General features: G+C 71.3%; 16 protein-coding genes and 1 pseudogene. 11 read left to right on the top strand and 6 right to left on the bottom strand.

Going from position 1 to position 18,697, the window contains the following annotated elements:
• Positions 1-88 precede the first annotated feature (88 nt).
• On the bottom strand, positions 89-337 hold the full coding sequence (locus tag ACSHT8_RS09520; protein ID WP_436499755.1) for a hypothetical protein: 249 nt from the start codon (positions 335-337) through the stop codon (positions 89-91).
• Positions 334-933 carry an RNA polymerase sigma factor gene (locus ACSHT8_RS09515; protein ID WP_436499753.1) on the bottom strand — a complete coding sequence of 200 codons (600 nt, stop codon included), beginning with the start codon at positions 931-933 and terminating at the stop codon, positions 334-336. The genes ACSHT8_RS09520 and ACSHT8_RS09515 overlap by 4 nt, the downstream gene beginning before the upstream one ends.
• 118 nt (positions 934-1,051) lie before the next feature.
• Here ACSHT8_RS09515 and ACSHT8_RS09510 point away from each other — a divergent pair, with 118 nt between their 5' ends.
• The gene (locus tag ACSHT8_RS09510; protein WP_436499751.1) at positions 1,052-3,301 is read left to right on the top strand and encodes a helix-turn-helix transcriptional regulator; all 2,250 of its coding nucleotides are present in this window, start codon (positions 1,052-1,054) and stop codon (positions 3,299-3,301) included.
• Between the two features lie 46 nt (positions 3,302-3,347).
• Here ACSHT8_RS09510 and ACSHT8_RS09505 read toward each other — a convergent pair whose 3' ends face one another.
• The 4 genes and pseudogenes from ACSHT8_RS09505 to ACSHT8_RS09490 all read right to left on the bottom strand — a co-directional run bounded on the left by ACSHT8_RS09505 (position 3,348) and on the right by ACSHT8_RS09490 (position 6,606).
• On the bottom strand, positions 3,348-4,451 hold the full coding sequence (locus tag ACSHT8_RS09505) for a substrate-binding domain-containing protein (RefSeq protein WP_436499749.1): 1,104 nt from the start codon (positions 4,449-4,451) through the stop codon (positions 3,348-3,350).
• Between the two features lie 580 nt (positions 4,452-5,031).
• Positions 5,032-5,283: a carbohydrate kinase family protein gene (locus ACSHT8_RS09500; RefSeq protein WP_436499747.1), complete on the bottom strand. Its 252-nt coding sequence runs from the start codon at positions 5,281-5,283 to the stop codon at positions 5,032-5,034.
• Between the two features lie 61 nt (positions 5,284-5,344).
• Positions 5,345-5,950 (bottom strand): annotated as a pseudogene (locus ACSHT8_RS09495) (sugar kinase); the annotation flags it as partial.
• A gap of 26 nt (positions 5,951-5,976) precedes the next feature.
• Positions 5,977-6,606, bottom strand: a complete 630-nt coding sequence (locus ACSHT8_RS09490; protein ID WP_436499745.1) for a bifunctional 4-hydroxy-2-oxoglutarate aldolase/2-dehydro-3-deoxy-phosphogluconate aldolase — start codon at positions 6,604-6,606, stop codon at positions 5,977-5,979.
• 187 nt (positions 6,607-6,793) lie between these two features.
• On the opposite strand from ACSHT8_RS09490, the gene ACSHT8_RS09485 reads away from it, so the two are divergent.
• The 10 genes from ACSHT8_RS09485 to ACSHT8_RS09440 all read left to right on the top strand — a co-directional run bounded on the left by ACSHT8_RS09485 (position 6,794) and on the right by ACSHT8_RS09440 (position 18,660).
• Positions 6,794-7,900, top strand: a complete 1,107-nt coding sequence (locus tag ACSHT8_RS09485) for an enolase C-terminal domain-like protein (RefSeq protein ID WP_436499743.1) — start codon at positions 6,794-6,796, stop codon at positions 7,898-7,900.
• An 8-nt stretch (positions 7,901-7,908) separates the two neighbouring features.
• Complete coding sequence (locus ACSHT8_RS09480) at positions 7,909-9,474, top strand: ABC transporter substrate-binding protein (protein ID WP_436499741.1); 1,566 nt, start codon at positions 7,909-7,911, stop codon at positions 9,472-9,474.
• A gap of 13 nt (positions 9,475-9,487) precedes the next feature.
• A complete protein-coding gene (locus ACSHT8_RS09475) occupies positions 9,488-10,441 on the top strand; it encodes an ABC transporter permease (protein WP_436499739.1) in 954 nt (317 codons plus the stop codon).
• Between the two features lies 1 nt (position 10,442).
• Entirely contained in the window at positions 10,443-11,288 is an 846-nt protein-coding gene (locus tag ACSHT8_RS09470) for an ABC transporter permease (RefSeq protein WP_436499738.1), read from the top strand.
• A 23-nt stretch (positions 11,289-11,311) separates the two neighbouring features.
• Positions 11,312-12,118: an SMP-30/gluconolactonase/LRE family protein gene (locus tag ACSHT8_RS09465; RefSeq protein WP_436499736.1), complete on the top strand. Its 807-nt coding sequence runs from the start codon at positions 11,312-11,314 to the stop codon at positions 12,116-12,118.
• Positions 12,115-12,807, top strand: coding sequence for an SDR family NAD(P)-dependent oxidoreductase (locus ACSHT8_RS09460; protein WP_436499734.1), 693 nt, complete (start codon positions 12,115-12,117; stop codon positions 12,805-12,807). The genes ACSHT8_RS09465 and ACSHT8_RS09460 overlap by 4 nt, the downstream gene beginning before the upstream one ends.
• The gene (locus ACSHT8_RS09455) at positions 12,804-14,906 is read left to right on the top strand and encodes an ABC transporter ATP-binding protein (RefSeq protein ID WP_436499732.1); all 2,103 of its coding nucleotides are present in this window, start codon (positions 12,804-12,806) and stop codon (positions 14,904-14,906) included. Before ACSHT8_RS09460 ends, ACSHT8_RS09455 begins: the two co-directional genes overlap by 4 nt.
• Entirely contained in the window at positions 14,903-15,217 is a 315-nt protein-coding gene (locus tag ACSHT8_RS09450) for a YidH family protein (protein ID WP_436499730.1), read from the top strand. Before ACSHT8_RS09455 ends, ACSHT8_RS09450 begins: the two co-directional genes overlap by 4 nt.
• Positions 15,218-15,271: 54 nt before the next feature.
• Positions 15,272-16,435, top strand: coding sequence for an ROK family protein (locus ACSHT8_RS09445; protein ID WP_436499728.1), 1,164 nt, complete (start codon positions 15,272-15,274; stop codon positions 16,433-16,435).
• A 92-nt stretch (positions 16,436-16,527) separates the two neighbouring features.
• Complete coding sequence (locus tag ACSHT8_RS09440) at positions 16,528-18,660, top strand: hypothetical protein (protein WP_436499726.1); 2,133 nt, start codon at positions 16,528-16,530, stop codon at positions 18,658-18,660.
• Positions 18,661-18,697: the final 37 nt, after the last annotated feature.

Here is an 18,697-nt window from a genome sequence, read left to right as displayed (position 1 = left end):
GGCTCCGCTGACCTAGGTCAGCCCGAACGACCGCCGCGCACAACAGCTTCCGTGCGCGGCGGTCGTTCCGCGCCGTCTCCGCCTGGAGTCACGACGCGGGCCACAACGGGACCACCGAGTAGCGCGTGTCGTCGTCGGCGAGCGGCGAGTCCTGTATCGCCTCGAGGTCACGCATCGCCGACACCCCATCGGGGTAAGGGCCCTGCAGGAACAAGATCTTGGTGTCGGACCGCACCCCGACGATGGCGTATGGCGCCTCCAGCGCCTCCATCTCGGCGGCGATGACCAGGTTCCACACGTGGTCGCCGGGGTCGGGCACGGGCTTGTCGGATCTCATCCGACCACCACGAGAGAAGCCCCGCGGGATCGCGCTTGACCGTCGGCGGCCACCTTCGCGTACGCGCGGCCGAGCGCCCTCCGGGCACGGACGGCGAGCTGGGCTCCCGCGTTGGCGGTGGCCAGTCCGTCGCGTGCGGCGACCTCCGCGGCCGAGTACCCCTCGACCGCCGTCCGCCAGAGCATCGCGCGCTGCCCGGGGGTGAGCGCGGCGACGGCCTCGGCCAGCGCGCCGCGTTCGATGATCGCCGCGGAGTGGTCAGGTGCCGCGGGCGTGCGGGACTGGGCGTCGTCGGTCGGGTCGACATCGGCGCGCCGCGTGGCGCGGCGGGCCTGGCCGATGTGCAGATTGCGCACGGTCTGGAACAGGTAGCCGCGGGGCTTCTCCGGAGTGCTGCCGGAGCGCATGGCCTCCCATACCCGGAGGAACCCCTCGGAGGCGATGTCCTCGGCGCCCGCGCGGTCGCGGGTCAGTGTGGTCGCGTAGCCGAGGACGGCGCCCCAGTGGCGCCGGTACAGCGCTTCCACCGCCGTCCGGTCGCCGCGTTGGACGCGCCGGACCAGGTCGGGGTCAGGCGCGTCGGTGTCGTCGGTCATGGGCAGCCCCTCCGAAGGCGAATCAGCTGACCCGATGATGGGAGCAGGGCGGTGGGCAACGCCTCCGTGGTTCTACGGAGAAATGGCCGGGCTCCGATGGCCTTGCTAGCCTGCCGACGTGCCGTCAGCGTCGCGCGGTCCCTACCTCTCCACCTTCATCGGCCGGGAGGACGAACTCGGTGAGGTGCGACGTCTCGTCGACCACAATCGCCTGGTCACGCTGCTCGGACCCGGAGGGATGGGGAAGTCCCGGCTGGGCTACCGCGTGCTGGGCGACATGGCCCCCGCGTTCCCTGGCTCGGCGTGGTCGGTCGACCTCGCGGATCTGGCCGAGCCCGCGCTGCTGGGACTGACGGTCGCGACGAGCCTCGGCTTCCGGCCGCCCGCCGACGAGTTCGATGTCGGCGCGCTGGCCGAGCAGCTCGGTGAGCGCGCCGCTCTGGTGTATATCGACAACTGTGAGCACCTGCTCGACGCCTGTGCCGAGCTGACCGCCGCGCTCCTCGCCCGGTGTCCAGGGCTGCGCGTCCTCACCTCCAGTCGACAGGCGCTCGGTGTGCTGGGGGAGCGGGTCTACCCGGTTCCGGTGATGTCGACGGACGACGCGATCGAGTTGTTCGCCGTTCGCGCGACGGGGGCGCTTCCCTCGTGGACGCTGGAACGTGACCGTGCCGCGGTCGTCGACCTCTGCCAGGTCCTGGACCGGGTGCCGCTGGCGATCGAGCTGGCGGCGGTGCGGATCCGCACCTTCTCGCCGAAGGCCATGGCCGGTCGGCTGGTCGGGGACGGTGCGCTCCTGCGCGACACCCTGCGGGGTGAGCCGTCGCGGCGGACCTCGCTGGTGGGCTGTCTGCAGTGGAGCTTCGACCTCTGCACGGTCCAGGAACAACTGCTGTGGAGTCGGCTGTCGGTGTTCGGCGGAGGGTTCGCGCTGGAGGCGGTCGAGGCCGTCTGCCCAGGCGACGGGCTGGCCGAGTCCGATGTGGTCGTCGCGTTGACCGGGCTGGTGGACAAGTCTCTGGTGGAGCGCGATGTCGACGACCCGGAGGGGCGCTACCGGATACTGGAGGTGATCCGGCAGTTCGGCGGCGCGAAACTCGGCCCGGCGGAGCAGCGGTGGCGCCGCGGGCATCGCGACTACTACCTCGCGCTGGCCGAGCGGTTCGACGCCGAGTGGATCGGGCCGAGCCAGCGGGCGTGGATGGACCGCTTCCGGCGCGAGCGCGCCAACCTGCGGCGCGCGTTCGACTTCTCGGTGACGTCCGCGGCCGAGGCGCCCCTGGCGATGCGGATGTGCACGGTGCTGGAGCACTTCTTCGCCTCGACCGGCGGCGGCGCCGAAGCGGTCCACTGGCTGCAGCTGGCCCTCGCGCACGGGACCGGCACGGACACCGAGCGCGCGTTCGCGCTGCGGGTGGGATGTTTCGTCGCCTCACTCAACGCGGCGATGACGACAGCCTCGGCCATGTACGACGAACTCGCGGGCTTGGCCGAGGCGACCGACGACGACTGGATCCGCGCGTACGCCCTGTACGCGGGCGCGGTGGTGCGCACCTGGCAGGGCGACGCCGAAACCGGCGCCAACCTGGCCGCGGACGGCCTGGAGATCCTGCACCGGCTCGGCGACGTCGGGCGCGCGGCCAACCTGCACTTCCTGCGCGGCATGATGCTCGGATGGGCCGACCGGGCCGACGACGCCGCGGCCGACTACCAGCGGTGCCTGGAACTCACCGAACCGAGGGGCGAGCGATGGCTCACCTCCTACGCCCAGTGGGGCCTGGGGGTCGACGCTCTGCAGTCGGGCGACTCCGAACGGGCGATCCGCCTGGAGCGGACCGCGCTGCGGGCCAAAGTGGACCTCGGTGACCAGATGGGGATCGGGCTGGCCGTCGAAGCCCTCGCCTGGGCCGCGGTCGACCAGCGCCGCGGCAAGGAAGCGGCCGTGCTGCTCGGCGCCGCCGAGGCCGTCTGGCAGGAGATCGGCACCAGCGTCGCGGCCATGCCGTACCTGACGCGCCGCCGCGACACCGCGATCCGCGAGACTCGGCGCCTGCTCTCCTCCGCCGAGTTCGAGGACCTCGTGCGACACGGCCGCGGCCTGCCGCAGCGGGACGCGATCGCCATCGCCCTCGGCCGGACCAGGGTCGGCCGCACTGGTTCGGACGCCGCGCTCACCCGCCGGGAGCGGGAGGTCGCGGCCCTGCTCGCGACGGGGGAGAGCAACGCCGCGATCGCGGAGTCACTGGTCATCTCGGTCCGCACGGTCGAGACCCACGTCGTGAACATCATGCGGAAGCTGGGGCTGAAGTCCCGGTCCCAGGTCGCCGCGGCGCTGGCCGCCGAGTCATCCGCCGCCCAGGTTCAGTGACCACCTGCTTGCGCGGCCGACCGGCCGGATCTATCCACTGTGGACTCTATCTGGTGAGTGGGAACAGCTTGGGGTCGAGGGAGTAGGCCGTCGCGGCGTTCGCCTTGGTGACGATGCGCGGGGGGAGCAGGAAGGTCGGGATGACCTTGGTGCCGTTGTTGTAGGAACTGGTGTCGTTCACCGCGGGCTTGCCGCCTTCCCGCAAGGTCTTGACCATGTTGATGGTCTCGGCGACCAGCTCGCGGGTGTCCTTGTTGATCGTGGAGTACTGCTCGCCCGCCATGATGGACTTGACCGACTCGGCCTCGGAGTCCTGGCCGGTGACGACCGGCAGCGGCTTGCCCGCGCCCTTGACCGAGGCGAGGACCGCCCGCGCGAGGGTGTCGTTGGGCGACAACACTCCGTGAAGGGGCTTGCCCGAGCTGTAGGTGGAGGTGAGCAGCGAATCCATGCGTCGCTCGGCGTTCTTCGCCTTCCAGCCCTGGATGGCGGTCTGCGCGATGTCCACCTGCCCGGAGCCCACGATGACCTCGCCCCTGTCGATGAGGGGCTTGAGCACGCTCATCGCGCCGCTGAAGAACACCTCGGAGTTGGTGTCGTCGGGTGAACCGGAGAACAGCTCGATGGTCCACGGGCCGGTGGACTTCCTGGCCTTCATGCCCTCCAGCAGCGCTTGGCCCTGCAACTGGCCGACTTTGAGGTTGTCGTAGGCGATGTAGTAGTCGACCTCCGCGGAGTTGGTGATGAGCCGGTCATAGGCGATGACGACCGCGCCCGACTCCTTGGCCTGCTTCACCTGAGCGGTCAGCTGGGCGGCGTCGGTCGCGCCGATGACGATGACCTTGGCGCCCCTGCTGACCATGGCCGAGATCTGGCCCTGCTGGTCGGCGACACTGGTCGCCGCGCCCGCGTACTGCACGTCGGCGTTGAACCCCGCGGCCAGCAGGCCGTTGGTGAACAGGTCGCCCGCGAGGACCCAGTTCTCCGAGGTCTGCGACGGCAGCGCGACACCGACCAGGGAGTTCAGGGCGAAACCCTTGGCGGAGGCGCCACCGTCCTGGCCGACGCGTTCAGCGGAGCACGCGGAAGCGCTGAGCGCCAGCGCGAAGACGGCACCGGCCGCGACGGCCTTGGTCAACAGCTTGCGCATGTTCGGATTGCCTTCCTTGGCTCACCGCAGGAGACACCTGGGCGCCCGCACCGAGGGCCTGTGGCCTGGCCTGTTTCGTGATGGCGCGGACTTTAAATCCAATTGTTGGACTTAGTCAACCGTCCTGTCGGGCGGCTGTGTGTCGACCATGACGTCCGGGTGCGGATGAGGCCGTCGGCGGCGGCGCCGCTCTCGCCGTTTGTCCGTCTTGTTGCCTTGATTAAGCAAAACAATTGCGGTATGACCGCCACCCGAGTCGGGCCGCGGCCACCACCGTCGCAAACTCGCCAACGCGTGACAGCCGCGCCAGAGACCAACAGGCTGAACCTGACAAACGGCAAGGGCTGGGAATCGATCAGTTCCCGGTGCCGCTTACGCGGGATAGAGCGGAGAGGAAGGGCGTCAGCGCCCCCAACGCGGAGAGGTGGACCTCGGTGGCCTTGATGGTCGGCTGATCACTCGCTCGATCGACCGGATCGTGCAACGGCCGCGGTGTACGGGCCCCGAAGCGGGTCAGTGCGGGTACGACCAACGCGGATGGATCTGCTTGGGGCCGTTGTACGCCGCGCCGCTTCGGGTGTCAGCGGGCTACGCCGCCCGGAGTCAGGTCGGCGTCGAGTTCGTCGGTGCTGGGCAGGCCCTCCCAGTCGCCCTGGGCGGAGACCGACAGGGCGGCGGCGCGGGTGGCGGTGCGCAGCCGCCGCGCGTCGTCGACGTCGCTGAGCAGGGCGGCGAGGTAGCCCGCGACGAACGAGTCGCCCGCACCGACCGGGTCGACCGCGGTCACCGGCTCGGCGCCGACCCGCAGCGTTCCGCGCGGCGTGGTGGCCACCCGCGCCGTCCGCGGCCAGCGTGACGACCACAGTGGACGGACCGCGGTCGCGCAGCATGGCCGCGAGCGCCACCGGGTCGTCCTCGGCGGTCCCGAGGACGAGTTGGGCCTCGTCCAGGCTGGCGAACAGCACGTCGACCGACCCCAGGTGGTCGCCGAGCGCGCGGGTGGCGACGTCGTCGGGCCACAGCCGGGCGCGGTGGTTGAGGTCGAACGACACAAGCACACCCGCGGCACGCGCCCGGCGGACGGCCGCGTGCACGGTGTCCCTCGCCGTGGGCGAGATGGCAAGGGAGATGCCGGTCGAGTGCAGGATCCTGGCCCGCTCGATGACACCGTCCGGCAGGTCGTGGGGCGTGATCCGGGAGCCCGCGGACCCGGACCGGTAGTAGTGGACGCGGCGGGCATCGGCGGCGCGTCGCTCCTTGATCAGCAGGCCGGTCGGCGCGTCCGGATCGGTGACTGTGTGGACACGCACGCCTTCGGCGCGCAGCCGGGAGCACACCAGCGCGCCAAGCTCGTCGGCGCCGACTCGGCCGATCCACGCGGCCTCGTGCCCGAGCCGGGACACGCCGATCGCCACCGTCGACTCGGCACCCGCGACCGACAGCCCGAACGAGCGGACGTGGCGCAGCGGCCCGATCTGGTCGGCGGAGAACGCGGCCATGGTCTCGCCGAGGACGACCAGGGCGCTCATGACCGCACCTGCCGGGTCGCCGCGACGAACGCCGCCGCGCGGGCGAACAGCTCGGCCAAGGATCCGCCGCGCAGCGCGTCGCCGATCAGCGGTGAGCCGACGCCGACGGCCACCGCGCCGCTGTCGAGATAGGTCCGCACGTCGGCGAGTCCGACACCGCCCGTGGGCACCACCGGGATGTCCGGGAGCGGCCCTCGCAGTTCCGCGACGAACCGCGCGCCCAGTGTGGCCGCGGGGAACAGCTTCACCGCCGTCGCCCCGGCCCGCCAGGCCGTCTGGATCTCGGTCGGCGTGAACGCGCCCGGCAGCGAACCCATGCCCGCCGCCGCGGCCTGCACCTCCAGGTCGAAACCGGGCGATACGACGAACGCCGCGCCCGCGTCGCGGGCGGCGCGGACTTGGTCGCCCGTGGTGACCGTCCCGGCCCCGACCAGCACGTCCCCGCCGAACTCCGCGGTCGCCGCGGCGATGGCGGACAGACTGCCCGGCGTCGGCACGGTCACCTCCATGATCCGCACGCCCGCGTCGACCAGCGCCCGCATCACCCGCGTCAGCGGGGCGTCCGCCCGGCTGCGCAGGATGGCCACGAGCCCGTTGTCCCGGAGCGCGGCACCCAGTTCCAGCATGTTCCAACCTCTCACCCTGTTGGTTAACAGTCGAAATAAACCCTGCCGCGCGGCCGGGTGTCAATGGCTGTCCATGCCGGAATGTCCACATCGGCCGAGCGGGCGTGAGACCAGGTCTTGACACGGCCGTCGCTCGGCGTTCATATTTTCGACTAGAAACAAATGGCGGCGAAGCAGAGGCCAGCACATGAGTCACACCACGATCGAGTTGTTCCGGGCGAGCGTCAGCACGCGCACGACCTGGTGGTTCGTGCGGGTCGGCACCCCGCACGGCGTCGGTATCGGCGAGTGTTCCGACGCCGGTCCCACGGCCGCCCTCATCCACGACCTGCACGAAGTCGCCGCCGTCATCGGTGAGCGGGACGTGCTGGGCGCCCGCGAGGACATCGTGTCCGACCTGGTCACCCGCGCCCGCGGCCTGCACGGCGGCTACGCCCACGTCGCGGCCACCGCGCTCGGAGGGGTCGAACAAGCACTGGTGGACATCGCCGCGCGGGCCGACGATGTGCCGGTGTGGAAATGGCTGGGCGGGACCGCCCGGCCGACGGTGCCGCTCTACGCCAACATCAACCGGCTCGTCGGCGGTCGGACCCCCGATGACGTCGCCGACGCCGCGGCGGACGCGGTCGCCGCCGGGTTCCGGTCGGTCAAGTGCGCCCCGTTCGACGTGCCCGCGCCGGGCCTGCCGCTGGCCGAGGCCGGGCTGCGCAGACTGCGCGCGGCGCGCGCGGCGGTCGGCACCGACGTCGACCTGCTCGCCGACTTCCACGAACACCTCTCCTGGACCGAGGTGGCCGCCCTGCTGCCGTCGCTGGAGGAGCTGGCGCTCGGCTGGATCGAGGACGTGGTCCCGCTCGGCGCGCTCGACCGGCTCGCCGAACTCCGCCGCCGCACCGGCGTGCCCATCGCAGGCGGCGAACTCGCGCTCGACGTCGGCGACGTCGCCCCCGCGGTCGCCGCCGGCCTGGTCGACGTCCTGATGCCCGACGTCAAGCACGTGGGCGGTGTGCGCCGCGCGATGGCCATGGCCGCGGCGTTCCCCGACGTCCACATAGCCCCGCACAACCCGTCCGGTCCGGTGTCGACGGTGGTGAGCGCCCACCTGCTCGCCGCCATCCCCAACGGCACCGTGCTCGAGTACGCCTTCGGCGAGACGCCGTGGCGGGCCGAGCTCGTCGGCGGCGCCGAACGCCTCGACGCGGGCAACCTCGTCCTCGGCGAGGAGCCCGGCTTCGGCATCGACCTCGACACCACCCACCCCGCCCTCAGCCTCGTCACCACCATCACCCTCTAGGAGTCGGCATGTGCACCCCACCCCGTCCCCGGTCGCGCAGGCACGCCGTGCTGAGCGGGCTCGGCCTCGCCGTGCTGCTCCTGGTCCCGGCCTGCCGGTCCGCGGTCGACGCGAAGAACACCTCCGACAGCGTCGAGCCCAAGCACGGCGGTGTCGTGCGGATCGTGCAGGCCGCCGACATCGCGCCCAACAACGTGCTGGCGCAGAACAACGTCAACCTGGCGTTCCTGCGGCTGGTCTACAACACGCTGACCGAGTACGACCACGCCACCCGCGAGCCCAAGCCGTCGCTGGCCGAGTCGTGGCAGGTCTCGCCGGACGGCACCACCCTCGACCTCAGGCTGCGGCAGGGCGTGGTCTTCCACTCCGGCCGCGCGTTCACCGCCGACGACGTGCTGTTCACCCTCGACTTCATCCGCCGCGACGACGTCCCGTCCCAGCTCAAGCACGTGGCGAAGGGGCTGGCCAAGGCGGAGAAGACCGGCGACCACGGCGTGCGGCTCACCTTCGCCAAGCCGGTGGCCAACGTGTTCGACCTGTTCGAGCTGATGGTCATCGTGGACAAGGACACCGCCGACCAGATCAAGTCCGGCAAGTTCGTCGGGACCGGGCCGTTCAAGGTCGACACCTACGCGCCCGGCTCGAAGATCACCCTGTCGCGCAACCCGAGCTACTGGAAGCAGGGCCAGCCGTATCTCGACGGCGTGGAGATCGCCATCGCCCGGCAGTCCCAGTCGATGCTGTCGTCGCTGCGGGCCGGACAGAGCCAGCTCGCCCTCGACCTCGCCCCGCTCGACGCCGCCGCCGTGCGCGGCGATCTCACCTACGACGTCGTGGTCGCCGACACCTACGACTCGGCCTTCTACATCGGGCACAACACGCAGGTCGCGCCGCTCAACGACCCGCGGGTGCGCCAGGCCGTGGCGTGGGCGGTGGACCGCTCGCGCATCCTGCAGCAGGTGCTCGGCGGCATCGGCCGCACCAGCTCGCTGCCGTGGGCGCCCGGATCGCCCGCGTTCGACGAGAAGAAGGCCGACACCTACCGCCGCGACATCGGCAAGGCGCGGGAGCTGCTCACCCAGGCAGGCGCCATGGGCGTCACCATTGACGTGTCCTACAACGCGGGCCTGCCGACCAACGCCGCCATCGCCGAGATCGTCACCTACGACCTCAACGAGGCAGGCTTCACCGCCAGGACCGCGCCGCTGCAGGGGCCGGACTTCCAGGCGAAGCTGACCGGCGACGGCCTGCCCGGCCTGTTCGTCAACAACCACGGCTTCGGCCAGCTCAACCCGTCGACCCTGGTCAAGGGCGCCTTCCCGTTCAACGCGGACAAGAACGCCGCCCGGTTCGTCGACGCCGACTACAAGAAGCTCGCCGAGTCGCTGTGGACGACGACGGACCCGGCCGCGCAGAAGGACCTCTACGGGCGGCTGAACTCGTTCCTGCTCGAGAAGCAGTTCATCACCGACCTCGTGGTCAGCGCGCACACCTTCACCATCAACCGCAAACTCGAAGGACTCGGCTACACCATGTTCGGCTACGTAGACCTCGACGCCGCCCACCTCCGCTGAAGCAGGGACAGCAATGTTGCGCTACACCCTCAGGCGTGTGCCGTCCGCGGCGATCGTCCTCGCGGTGGCCTCGATCCTCGTGTTCTTCGTGCTGCGCCTGGCGCCCGGCGACCCGGCGGTGCTCGTCGCCGGTCCCGACGCCGGTCCGGAGACGATCGCGGCCGTGCGCGGACAGCTCGGCCTCGACGACGCGCTCGCCGTGCAGTACTGGACCTGGGTCTCCGGGCTGCTGACCGGTGACCTCGGCCAGTCCTATGTGCTCAACGCGCCGATCCTCGACCTGATCGGCGCCGGGTTCGGCGGCACGCTCCAGCTCACCCTGGCGGCCACGCTCATCGCGGTCCTGCTAGGCGGCGCGGCCGGGATCGTGCTGGCCACCACCAACAGGCGGCTGGTCCGCACCGCGGTCGACGGGGTGACCTCGCTGGCCTTCGCGGTCCCCACCTACGTCAGCGGCGTGCTGCTCGTGCTGCTGTTCGCCGTCACGCTCGGGGTCCTGCCCCCGGGCGGCCGGTTCGACGGCGGCTTCTGGTCGGCGCCGGACCTGGCGCTGCAGTACCTGGTGATGCCCGCGTTCTGCCTGGCCCTGCCCGCCGCCGCGGTCATCGCCCGGTTCCTGGCCGCCTCGATGCGCCAGGTCCTCGATGAGGACTTCGTCCGCACGGGTGTCGCAAAAGGACTGCGGCCCGGCAGGCTGACCATGCGGCACGTGGTGCCCAACGCGATTCCGCCCGTCCTCACCGTCCTCGGTATCCAAATAGGACAGATGCTCGGCGGCGCCATCGTGGTCGAGACGATCTTCGCATGGCCCGGCATCGGGCAGCTGCTCCTGCAGGGCGTGCTCAACCGCGACTACCTGCTCGTGCAGGACCTGCTGCTGCTGGCGGTGGCGGTCTCGGTCGTCTGCCAGCTGCTCACCGACCTGGCGCTCGCCGCCGCCGATCCCCGAGTGAGGTTGGACTCCTGACATGGCAGTGACCTTCGCCGTGCCCCGCGCCGGATCGGGCCACCTCGCCCGCGCGCTGCGCCAGCCCATGACGATCGCGGGCCTGATACTCACCGCGCTGCTGCTCGGCGCGGGCCTGCTCGCGCCGCTGCTGACCGCCCACGACCCGCTCGCCCAAGGACCCGACGCGCTCACCGGGCCGAGTGCCGCGCACCTGCTCGGCACTGACGAGTTCGGCCGCGACCTGTTCTCCCGCACGCTGTTCGGCCTGCGTCAGGACGCGGTCGTGGCCGGGGTCGCGGTGCCGCTCGCCGCGCTTATCGGCGTCACCCTCGGGCTGCTCAGCGGCCTCACCGGGTGGCTCGACGTGCTGATCCAGCGCGGGTTCGACGTCATGCTGGCCTTCACCGCGCTGGTCATGGGTGTCACCGTGGCCGCCATCGTGGGACCCGGGATGTCGGCGGTCGTGGTGACCGTCGTGCTGGTCAACATCCCGCTCTTCGGCCGCGTGACCCGGACCGCTGTGCTGGCGCAGAAGAACCGCGACTACGTCGTCGCCGCCGAACTGGTGGGCGGCTCGGGCTCTCGGGTGCTGCTGCGCCACGTGCTGCCCAACAGCGTGGACGGCATCGTGGTGCAGGCCGCCCTGAGCCTGGCCCTGGCGGTGTTCATCGAGGGCGCGATGAGCTTCGTCGGGATCGGCGTGCGGCCGCCGGACCCGTCGCTGGGCGCGCTGCTGCGGACCAGCATCAACTTCCTGGAGCAGAACACCGCCTACGCGCTGGGGCCCATCGTGGCGGTCACCCTGCTCGTGCTCGGGTTCCAGCTCGTCGCCGACGGCGTCGGCAAGGGGCTGTTGCGCCGATGACCGACTGTGTGGAGGTGGGAGACGTGCGCGCCGAGCTCGGGGAGAGCCCGGTGTGGGACCCGGCGACGGGGCACCTGCATTGGGTGGACCTGTGGGGCGGGCGCGTGCACTCCACCGACGTGACCTCCGGGCTGACCACGTCCGTCGCGGTCGACGCCCCGGTGTCGGCGGTGGTCGCGGTCGCGGGCGGCGGCCTGATCGCCTGCCGTGGTGACCAACTCGTGCGACCCGGCGCGGAGGTGCTGGTCGGCGGCCTGGCCGCGCCGGGCACGCGGCTCAACGACGCGGCCGTCGATCCCGACGGCACGCTGTGGTTCGGCACCATGGGCTGGACGGCAGCGGACACCCGCCCCGGCGCGCTCCTGCGGTTCCGGGACGGCCGGGCCTCGGTCGCGCTCAATGGAACCGGGCTGGCCAACGGGATCGCGTGGAGCCCGGACGGCCGGACGCTGTGGTTCGCCGACAGCGCGCGCGGCACCGTCTCGGCCTACCGCGTGGCGCGCGTGCTCGGCCCGCCGCTGGTGGTGATCGCGGTGCCCGGCGTGCCCGACGGGCTGTGCGTGGACGCCGACGGCGGTGTCTGGGTCGCGCTGTTCGGCGGGGGAGCGCTGCACCGCTACGCCCCCGACGGGGAACTCGTCGGCGTGCTGCGGCTGTCCGAGTCGCACCCGACGAACTGCGCGTTCGGCGGGCCGGGACTCGACGAGCTCTACGTGACGACCGCGCGCCGGTCCTCGACGTCGTCCGGCGCGCTGCTGCGGGTGGACCCCGGCGTGACCGGTGTGCCGACCACTCCCGTCCGACTCGATCACCTTGTGGGGGCGCCATGACGACCGCGATCGTGACCGGAGCCGCGGGCGGCATCGGCAAGGCCATCGCCGACGAGCTCGCCGCGGCGGGGCTGCGCGTCGTCGGCGTCGACACCGCCGAGGGCGCCGTACTCCGGCTCGACCTGACCGCGCCCGACACGCCGGACCTGGTGATCGACCACGCGCCCGCGGCGTCCGTGCTCGTGCACTGCGCCTTCGCCGAGGAGCGCGCCACCCTGCTCGACGGCACCGAGGAAGGCTGGGACCGGACGTTCGCGGTCAGCCTGCACGCGGTCGTGCGGCTGAGCCGGGCGTTCGTCCGCGCGCTAGACGGCCGTCCCGGCGCGATCGTCAGCGTCGGCTCGGTGCACGGCTTCGCGGGGGTGCCCGGCTACGGCGCCTACGCCGCGGCCAAGGCAGGACTCCAGTCGTTCACCCGGTCCGCCGCCGTCGAATGGGGGCCGCTGGGCGTGCGCGTCAACGCCGTGGCGCCCGGCTTCGTCGCCGTCGACCGCAACCGGCACATCTGGCAGGACCCCGACCAACTCGGTCGCCTCAGCGCGACCTACCCGCTGCGCCGCGTCGCGGACCCGACGGAGATCGCGCGTGCCGTGACCTTCCTCGCGGGCGACGGCGCCTCGTTCATCACCGGCGTGACACTCCCCGTGGACGGTGGACTGCTCGCCCGGCTCCCGGAGGTGGAACGTTGACCATCGAGCAGATCACCGAACTGATCGACCCGCACCGCTCCGACCAGCCCGACCCCGTCCTGCGGGTGCGGGAGCTGGTCACCCGGTTCCACACCGGCCGCGGCGTGGTTCGCGCGGTCGACGGGGTGAGCTTCGACCTGGCGCCGGGGGAGACCCTGGGCATCGTGGGGGAGTCCGGGTCAGGCAAGTCGGTGGCCGCGATGTCGCTGCTGCGCATGGTGCGCAGGCCCGGCCGAGTCGAGTCCGGCCAAGTGCTCTACCACGGTCAAGACCTGCTGGCACTGTCCGAACCGGACATGCGGCGGGTGCGCGGCGGCGGCATCGGCATGGTGTTCCAGGACCCGATGTCCTCGCTCAACCCGGTGATGCGGGTGCGCGACCAACTCGTCGAAGCCATGCGCACCCACGGCAAGTTCACCGGCGAACAGGCCGCGCGCCGCGCGGTGGAACTGATGGAGCGTGTGGGCATCCCCGACCCCTCGGCGCGCCTGGCCGACTACCCGCACGCGTTCTCCGGCGGGATGCGGCAGCGCGTGATGATCGCGATGGCGCTGGCCAACCAGCCCGATGTGATCATCGCCGACGAGCCGACCACCGCGTTGGACGTCACCATCCAGGCCCAGATCCTCGACCTGCTCGCCGAGCTGAACCGCGACCTCGGCACCGCGGTCATCCTCATCACCCACAACCTCGGCGTCGTGGCCAGGATGTGCTCGCGCGTGGCGGTCATGTACGGCGGCCGGATCGTCGAACAGGCCCCGGTCGCCGACCTCTTCGCCGCGCCCCGCCACCCCTACACCCGCGCGCTGCTGCGGGCGACGCCGCGGCTGACCGGGTCCCGCGACCTGCCGCTGGTCGCCATCGACGGCAGGCCGCCGAACCTCATCGATGCGATCCCCGGCTGCGCGTTCGCCCCGCGCTGCGCCCACGCCGACGCCCAGTGCGCCGAGGAGGCACCACTGACGGTCCGCGCGCGTGGCCGCGAGTGGGTGTGCTGGCGGTCGGCCGAGACCGGGGTTCTGCCACCGCTGCCCGCCGCCGCTGTGGGGTCGTCGGGCCGACTCGCCGCGGTGGCCGCGGGCGAGCCGCTGCTGCGGGTGGAGAACCTGGCGATGACCTTCCCGGTGACCCGTCGGACCGGCCTGTTCCGCAGCGTCCACGGCTCGGTCAGCGCGGTCGACGACGTGTCGCTGGCCATCGCGCCGGGGGAGACGCTGGGGCTGGTCGGCGAGTCCGGGTGCGGCAAGTCGACCCTGGGCAAGGTCCTCCTCGGCGTCCACCACCCGGTGGGCGGCAAGATCACCTTCGCCGACCGCGACGTCACCGTGGTGCGCAAGCCCGACCTCGGCTGGTTCCGGCGGGCGGTGCAGCTGGTGTTCCAGGACCCGATGTCGTCGCTCAACCCGAGGCTGACCGTCGGCCAGGCCGTGCGCGAGCCGCTTGAGATCCACGGCATCGCCCGCGGTGGCGCGGCCGACCGCCGGGTCGCCGAGCTGTTCGACCTCGTCGGCCTCGACGCCACCGCCGCGGGCCGCTACCCCCACGAGTTCTCCGGCGGCCAGCGCCAGCGCGTGGTGATCGCCCGGGCCCTGGCCGTCGAGCCGGACCTGCTGGTGTGCGACGAGGCCGTGTCGGCGCTGGACGTGTCCCTGCAGGCGCAGATCCTCAACCTGCTGCGCGACCTGCAGCAGCGGCTCGGGCTGGCGTACCTGTTCATCGGGCACGACCTCGCCACCGTGCGGCACGTCTCGCACCGGATCGCGGTGATGTACCTGGGAAGGATCGTGGAGACGGGACCGGCCGACCTGGTCACCGCGGCGCCCGCGCACCCGTACACGGTCAGCCTGCTGTCGGCGGCACCTGAGCCGGACCCGGTCACCGAACGCACTCGCGAGCGGATCCTGCTTACCGGCGACGTGCCCAGCCCGCTGGCGCCGCCGCCGGGCTGCCGCTTCCACACCCGGTGCCCGATCGGCCCGAAGTTCCGCCCGGAACGCACCGTGTGCGCGACCGAGACTCCCGCGCTGCGGCCGACGCCAGGCGGAACCCACGCTGCGTGCCACTTCGCCGGCGAGCTGCTCGGGCGCGTGGTGTCGTGAGCGACGAACCGGACTACCGCTTCTCCCTGGCCAATGAACGCACCTTCCTGGCCTGGATCCGCACTTCCCTCGCGCTGTCGGCCGCTGGCGTCGCGCTGCCGCACCTTGCGACCGACGTCCCCTGGGTCATCGGCGTCGTCCTGGTCGGATTCGGCGCGGTCATCGCCGCGCTGGCACACCGTCGATGGGCGGGCATCGAGCAGGCGATGCGCCGTGGTCAGCCGCTGCCGCCGTGGCCCCTGCGCACGTTCCTCGGCCCCGCACTGGCGGTGGCGACACTGGCCGTCGTGGTCGCGCTCGTCGTCCGGTGAACGTTAGTATTTCGCTTACAGCGCGAAATAACCGGAGGGGGCACGATGGCGGGCATGGGGATCCAGCTTCGCGGGATGCGTCGCAGCAACACCGAGGCGATCATGCAGGCCGTGCTCCGGCAGGGCTCGCTCTCCCGCGCCGAGATCGCGGGTGTGACCGGGCTTAGCGCGGCGAGCGTCACGAAGATCACCGCGGATCTGGTGCAGCACAACGTTCTCGCCGAGTACGACGCGATGGCCACGCGCGATCCCGGCAGGCCGCGTGTCCCGGTGGGCATGGACCGGTCCCGGCACCGCCTCGCGGGTGTGCACATTGGACTGCGCTGGACCAGGGTCGGCCTGATCGACCTCGAAGGCACCGTCGTGGCCGAGCGCATCGTCGACCACCGCCGCCGCACCCCGGAGGCGGTCACCGCCGAGGCCCACCAGCTGCTCGACGAAGTCGAGGCGGCCGAGGGGCGCAACGTGATCGGGCTCGGCGTCAGCGCGGGCGGCTGGGTCCGGCCGGACAACGGCGTGCTGGTCGACCACCCGTCGCTGCACTGGCGCGACGTCAACCTCCGCGAGGCCATGGAGGGGCGCGGCTACCCGGTTTTCGTGGACAACTCGGTGCGTGCCCTCGGTCGCGCGGAGTGGCTGTTCGGCGCCGCGCGCGAGGTCGGGTCGGTCATGTTCCTGTTCGTCGGCAACGTGGTCGGTGCCGCGATCCTCAGTGACGGCGTGGTCCACCGCGGGCGGGAATCCGCCGCGGGCGTCGTCGAGCACCTGCCGGTCGGCCCGCCAGACGGCGTCGAGTGCGGCTGCGGGCGGCGCGACTGCCTGTTCTCCTTGGGCACAGACCTCGCCGTAGTGGCCAAGGCGCAGGAACTCGGCGTGGTCGGCAAGCGCGCCAACCTCGAACAGGTCGTGGGCAAGGCCCGCCGCGGCGACGAGGTGGCCGACCGGCTGCTCGCCGAACGAGCCGAACGGGTCGGCGAGGCGTGCGGCATGCTCATCGACCTCATGGCCCCCGACCTGCTCGTGCTCGGCGGGGGACTGCTCGACCAGCGCCAGCACCTGCCCAACCTGATCGCCGCCGCCGCGCGGCGCGCGGGCCGGGTACCGGACGTCGCCGACCGCATCGTGTTCAGCACTCTCGGCGACACCGCGCTGATCCGCGCGTCGGCCTGCGTCGCCCTCGACGCCTTCGCCCACGACCCGCTCAGCTTCGTCGGTTGACCCTTCTCGACCATTGACTTGTGCCGCTTGGGCAACCTAAAATTTTCGAGTACGAAATAACCTCGGCAGGGGGTTCTGCTAGGAGGAAATCGATGTCCCAGCCCACCCGACCGTCCTGGGCGGTCGCCGCCGGTGCGGTGGCCGCGGCGGTCACGGCGGCGGTGCTCACCACGGCGTCGCCCGCCGTGGCCGCGAACACTCAGTACTATGTGGACTGTTCGGCCGGGAGCAACGGCTCCGGCACCCAGGCCAGCCCGTTCAACGCGCTGTCCGCCATCTCGGCGATCACGCTCGCCGCGGGCGACGGCGTGTGGTTCAAGCGTGGCGTCACATGCCTTGGCCAGTACAGCGTGCAGGGCTCCGGCAGCTCGTCGTCCGGTGTCGTCATCGGCGCATACGGCACCGGCACCGCCCGCCCGAAGATCGACGCGAACGGCGCGGTGAACGCCGTACTGCTCACCGCGGTCAGTCACGTGACCCTGCAGGACCTCGAACTGACCGCGCCCGGCGACGGCACCCAGACCCGCCGCGGTGTGTACGCGTACGCGTCGAACGCGGGCACCGTGTCGAATGTGACGCTGCAACGGCTGTACGTACACGATGTCCGCGGGAAGATGCCGTCCACTGTCACGCCCTTCAGTGGCTACGTCGGCAAGTACGCCAACGCCACCGGCGGCATCGTGGTCGAGGCGGCTGGTTCCGCCACGCCGACCCGGTTCCTCGGCGTGAACATCCTCGACAACGACGTGCGCTCGGTCGACCGTCAGGGCATCTACTTCTGGTCGAACTGGTGCGACACCCCGTCCCACCCGCAGGGCTTCGCCTCGGGCGCGTGCACCGAGGACTGGTACCCCCACGAGGACATCGTCATCCGCGACAACCGCCTGTTCGACATCGGCGGCGACGGCGTCGTGCCCAAGACGGCGAAGGACATCCTCGTCGAGAAGAACAAGGTGACCGGCTTCAACCGCCGGTCGAACTCGCCGAACATCGCGTTCTGGTCGGCGAACACCGAGAACGCCACGTTCCAGTACAACGAGGCGTCGGGCGGCAAGGGCAACCTGGACAGCCAGGGCTTCGACGTCGACCACTCCACTGTCAACACGGTGTTCCAGTACAACTACTCGCATGACAACGAGGGCGGGTTCTTCCTGATCTGCCCGGTCAGCGGGAACCGGGACTTCGTCGTCCGCTACAACCTGTCGGTCAACGACAAGGAGCGGCTGTTCCAGATCTGCACCGGCGCGGTGACCAACGGGCAGATCTACAACAACACGATCGTGGTCGGGAACGGCCTCCAGCCGAAAGTGGTCTACGCGCCCGACGGTGTCAACGACGCCGACATCACTTTCACCAACAACATCATCAGGCGCGAGGACGGCGCCACCCTCGGCTGGACCCTGACGGACCCGAACATCGTCTTCGACCACAACGCGTTCTACAACGTCGCGAGCCACGCCAACGTGACCAATCCCGTCACCGGCACGCACGGCCTGATCTCGCCGCCGCACCACGATCCTCGGGCATCGCAGCTGCTGTCCAGCTCGGGTCTGCACGGTGCGGGTGTCAACATCGCGAGCAATGGCGGCCTCGACTACTTCGGCAACACGGTTCCGTCCTCGGGTGCCCCCGATGTCGGTGCGTACCAGGGCTCCGGCACCTGCGCCGCGGCGCTGTCGTCCCGCTTCGACGACACGATCGGCTCTGCCCCGCCGGGCTGGACCACCACCGGCAGCGTCGTCGTCGCCGACTACCCGACCGCCACCTACCCCGGCGGTGAGCGGGGAAGCTCGGTCAAGCTGACCCGCGGCGCCACGGAGGCGTCGATGACGAAGTCCTTCACCGGCTCCGGCGACATCCGGGCCTCGGTGCGGATCCGCCCCGACCAGACCACCGCCCCCCTGGGCGTGTTCCTGCTCGACTCCAGCGGGGGCGAGGTCGCCAAGGCGACATTCGCCGCCAGCGGCAAGGTCGGCTACACCAGCAACGGCACCTGGTACGAAACCGGCCCGTCCTACGCGACCGGCGAGTGGTACCGCCTGGAACTGATCACCCACCCGACAACGGCCACCTACGACGTCCTCCTTGACGGCAAGACGGTCGTGACCGGCGCCTACACCGGCCCATCCGACAACGCCGCCACCCAACTCAAGATCCGCTCCCAATCAGGCGGCGACTCCAGCCAAACCTTCGGCGTCGACGACGTCTTCGTCCGAAACTGCTGATCACTCCCGAAGCCGGGGTGGCGGGGCTGTCCCCGCC

This window comes from Actinokineospora sp. HUAS TT18, from assembly GCF_051364635.1.
Classification (GTDB): Bacteria; Actinomycetota; Actinomycetes; order Mycobacteriales; family Pseudonocardiaceae; genus Actinokineospora.
Note: the sequence above shows the minus strand (reverse complement) of the source record. Positions and strands in the feature narration are given on the sequence as shown.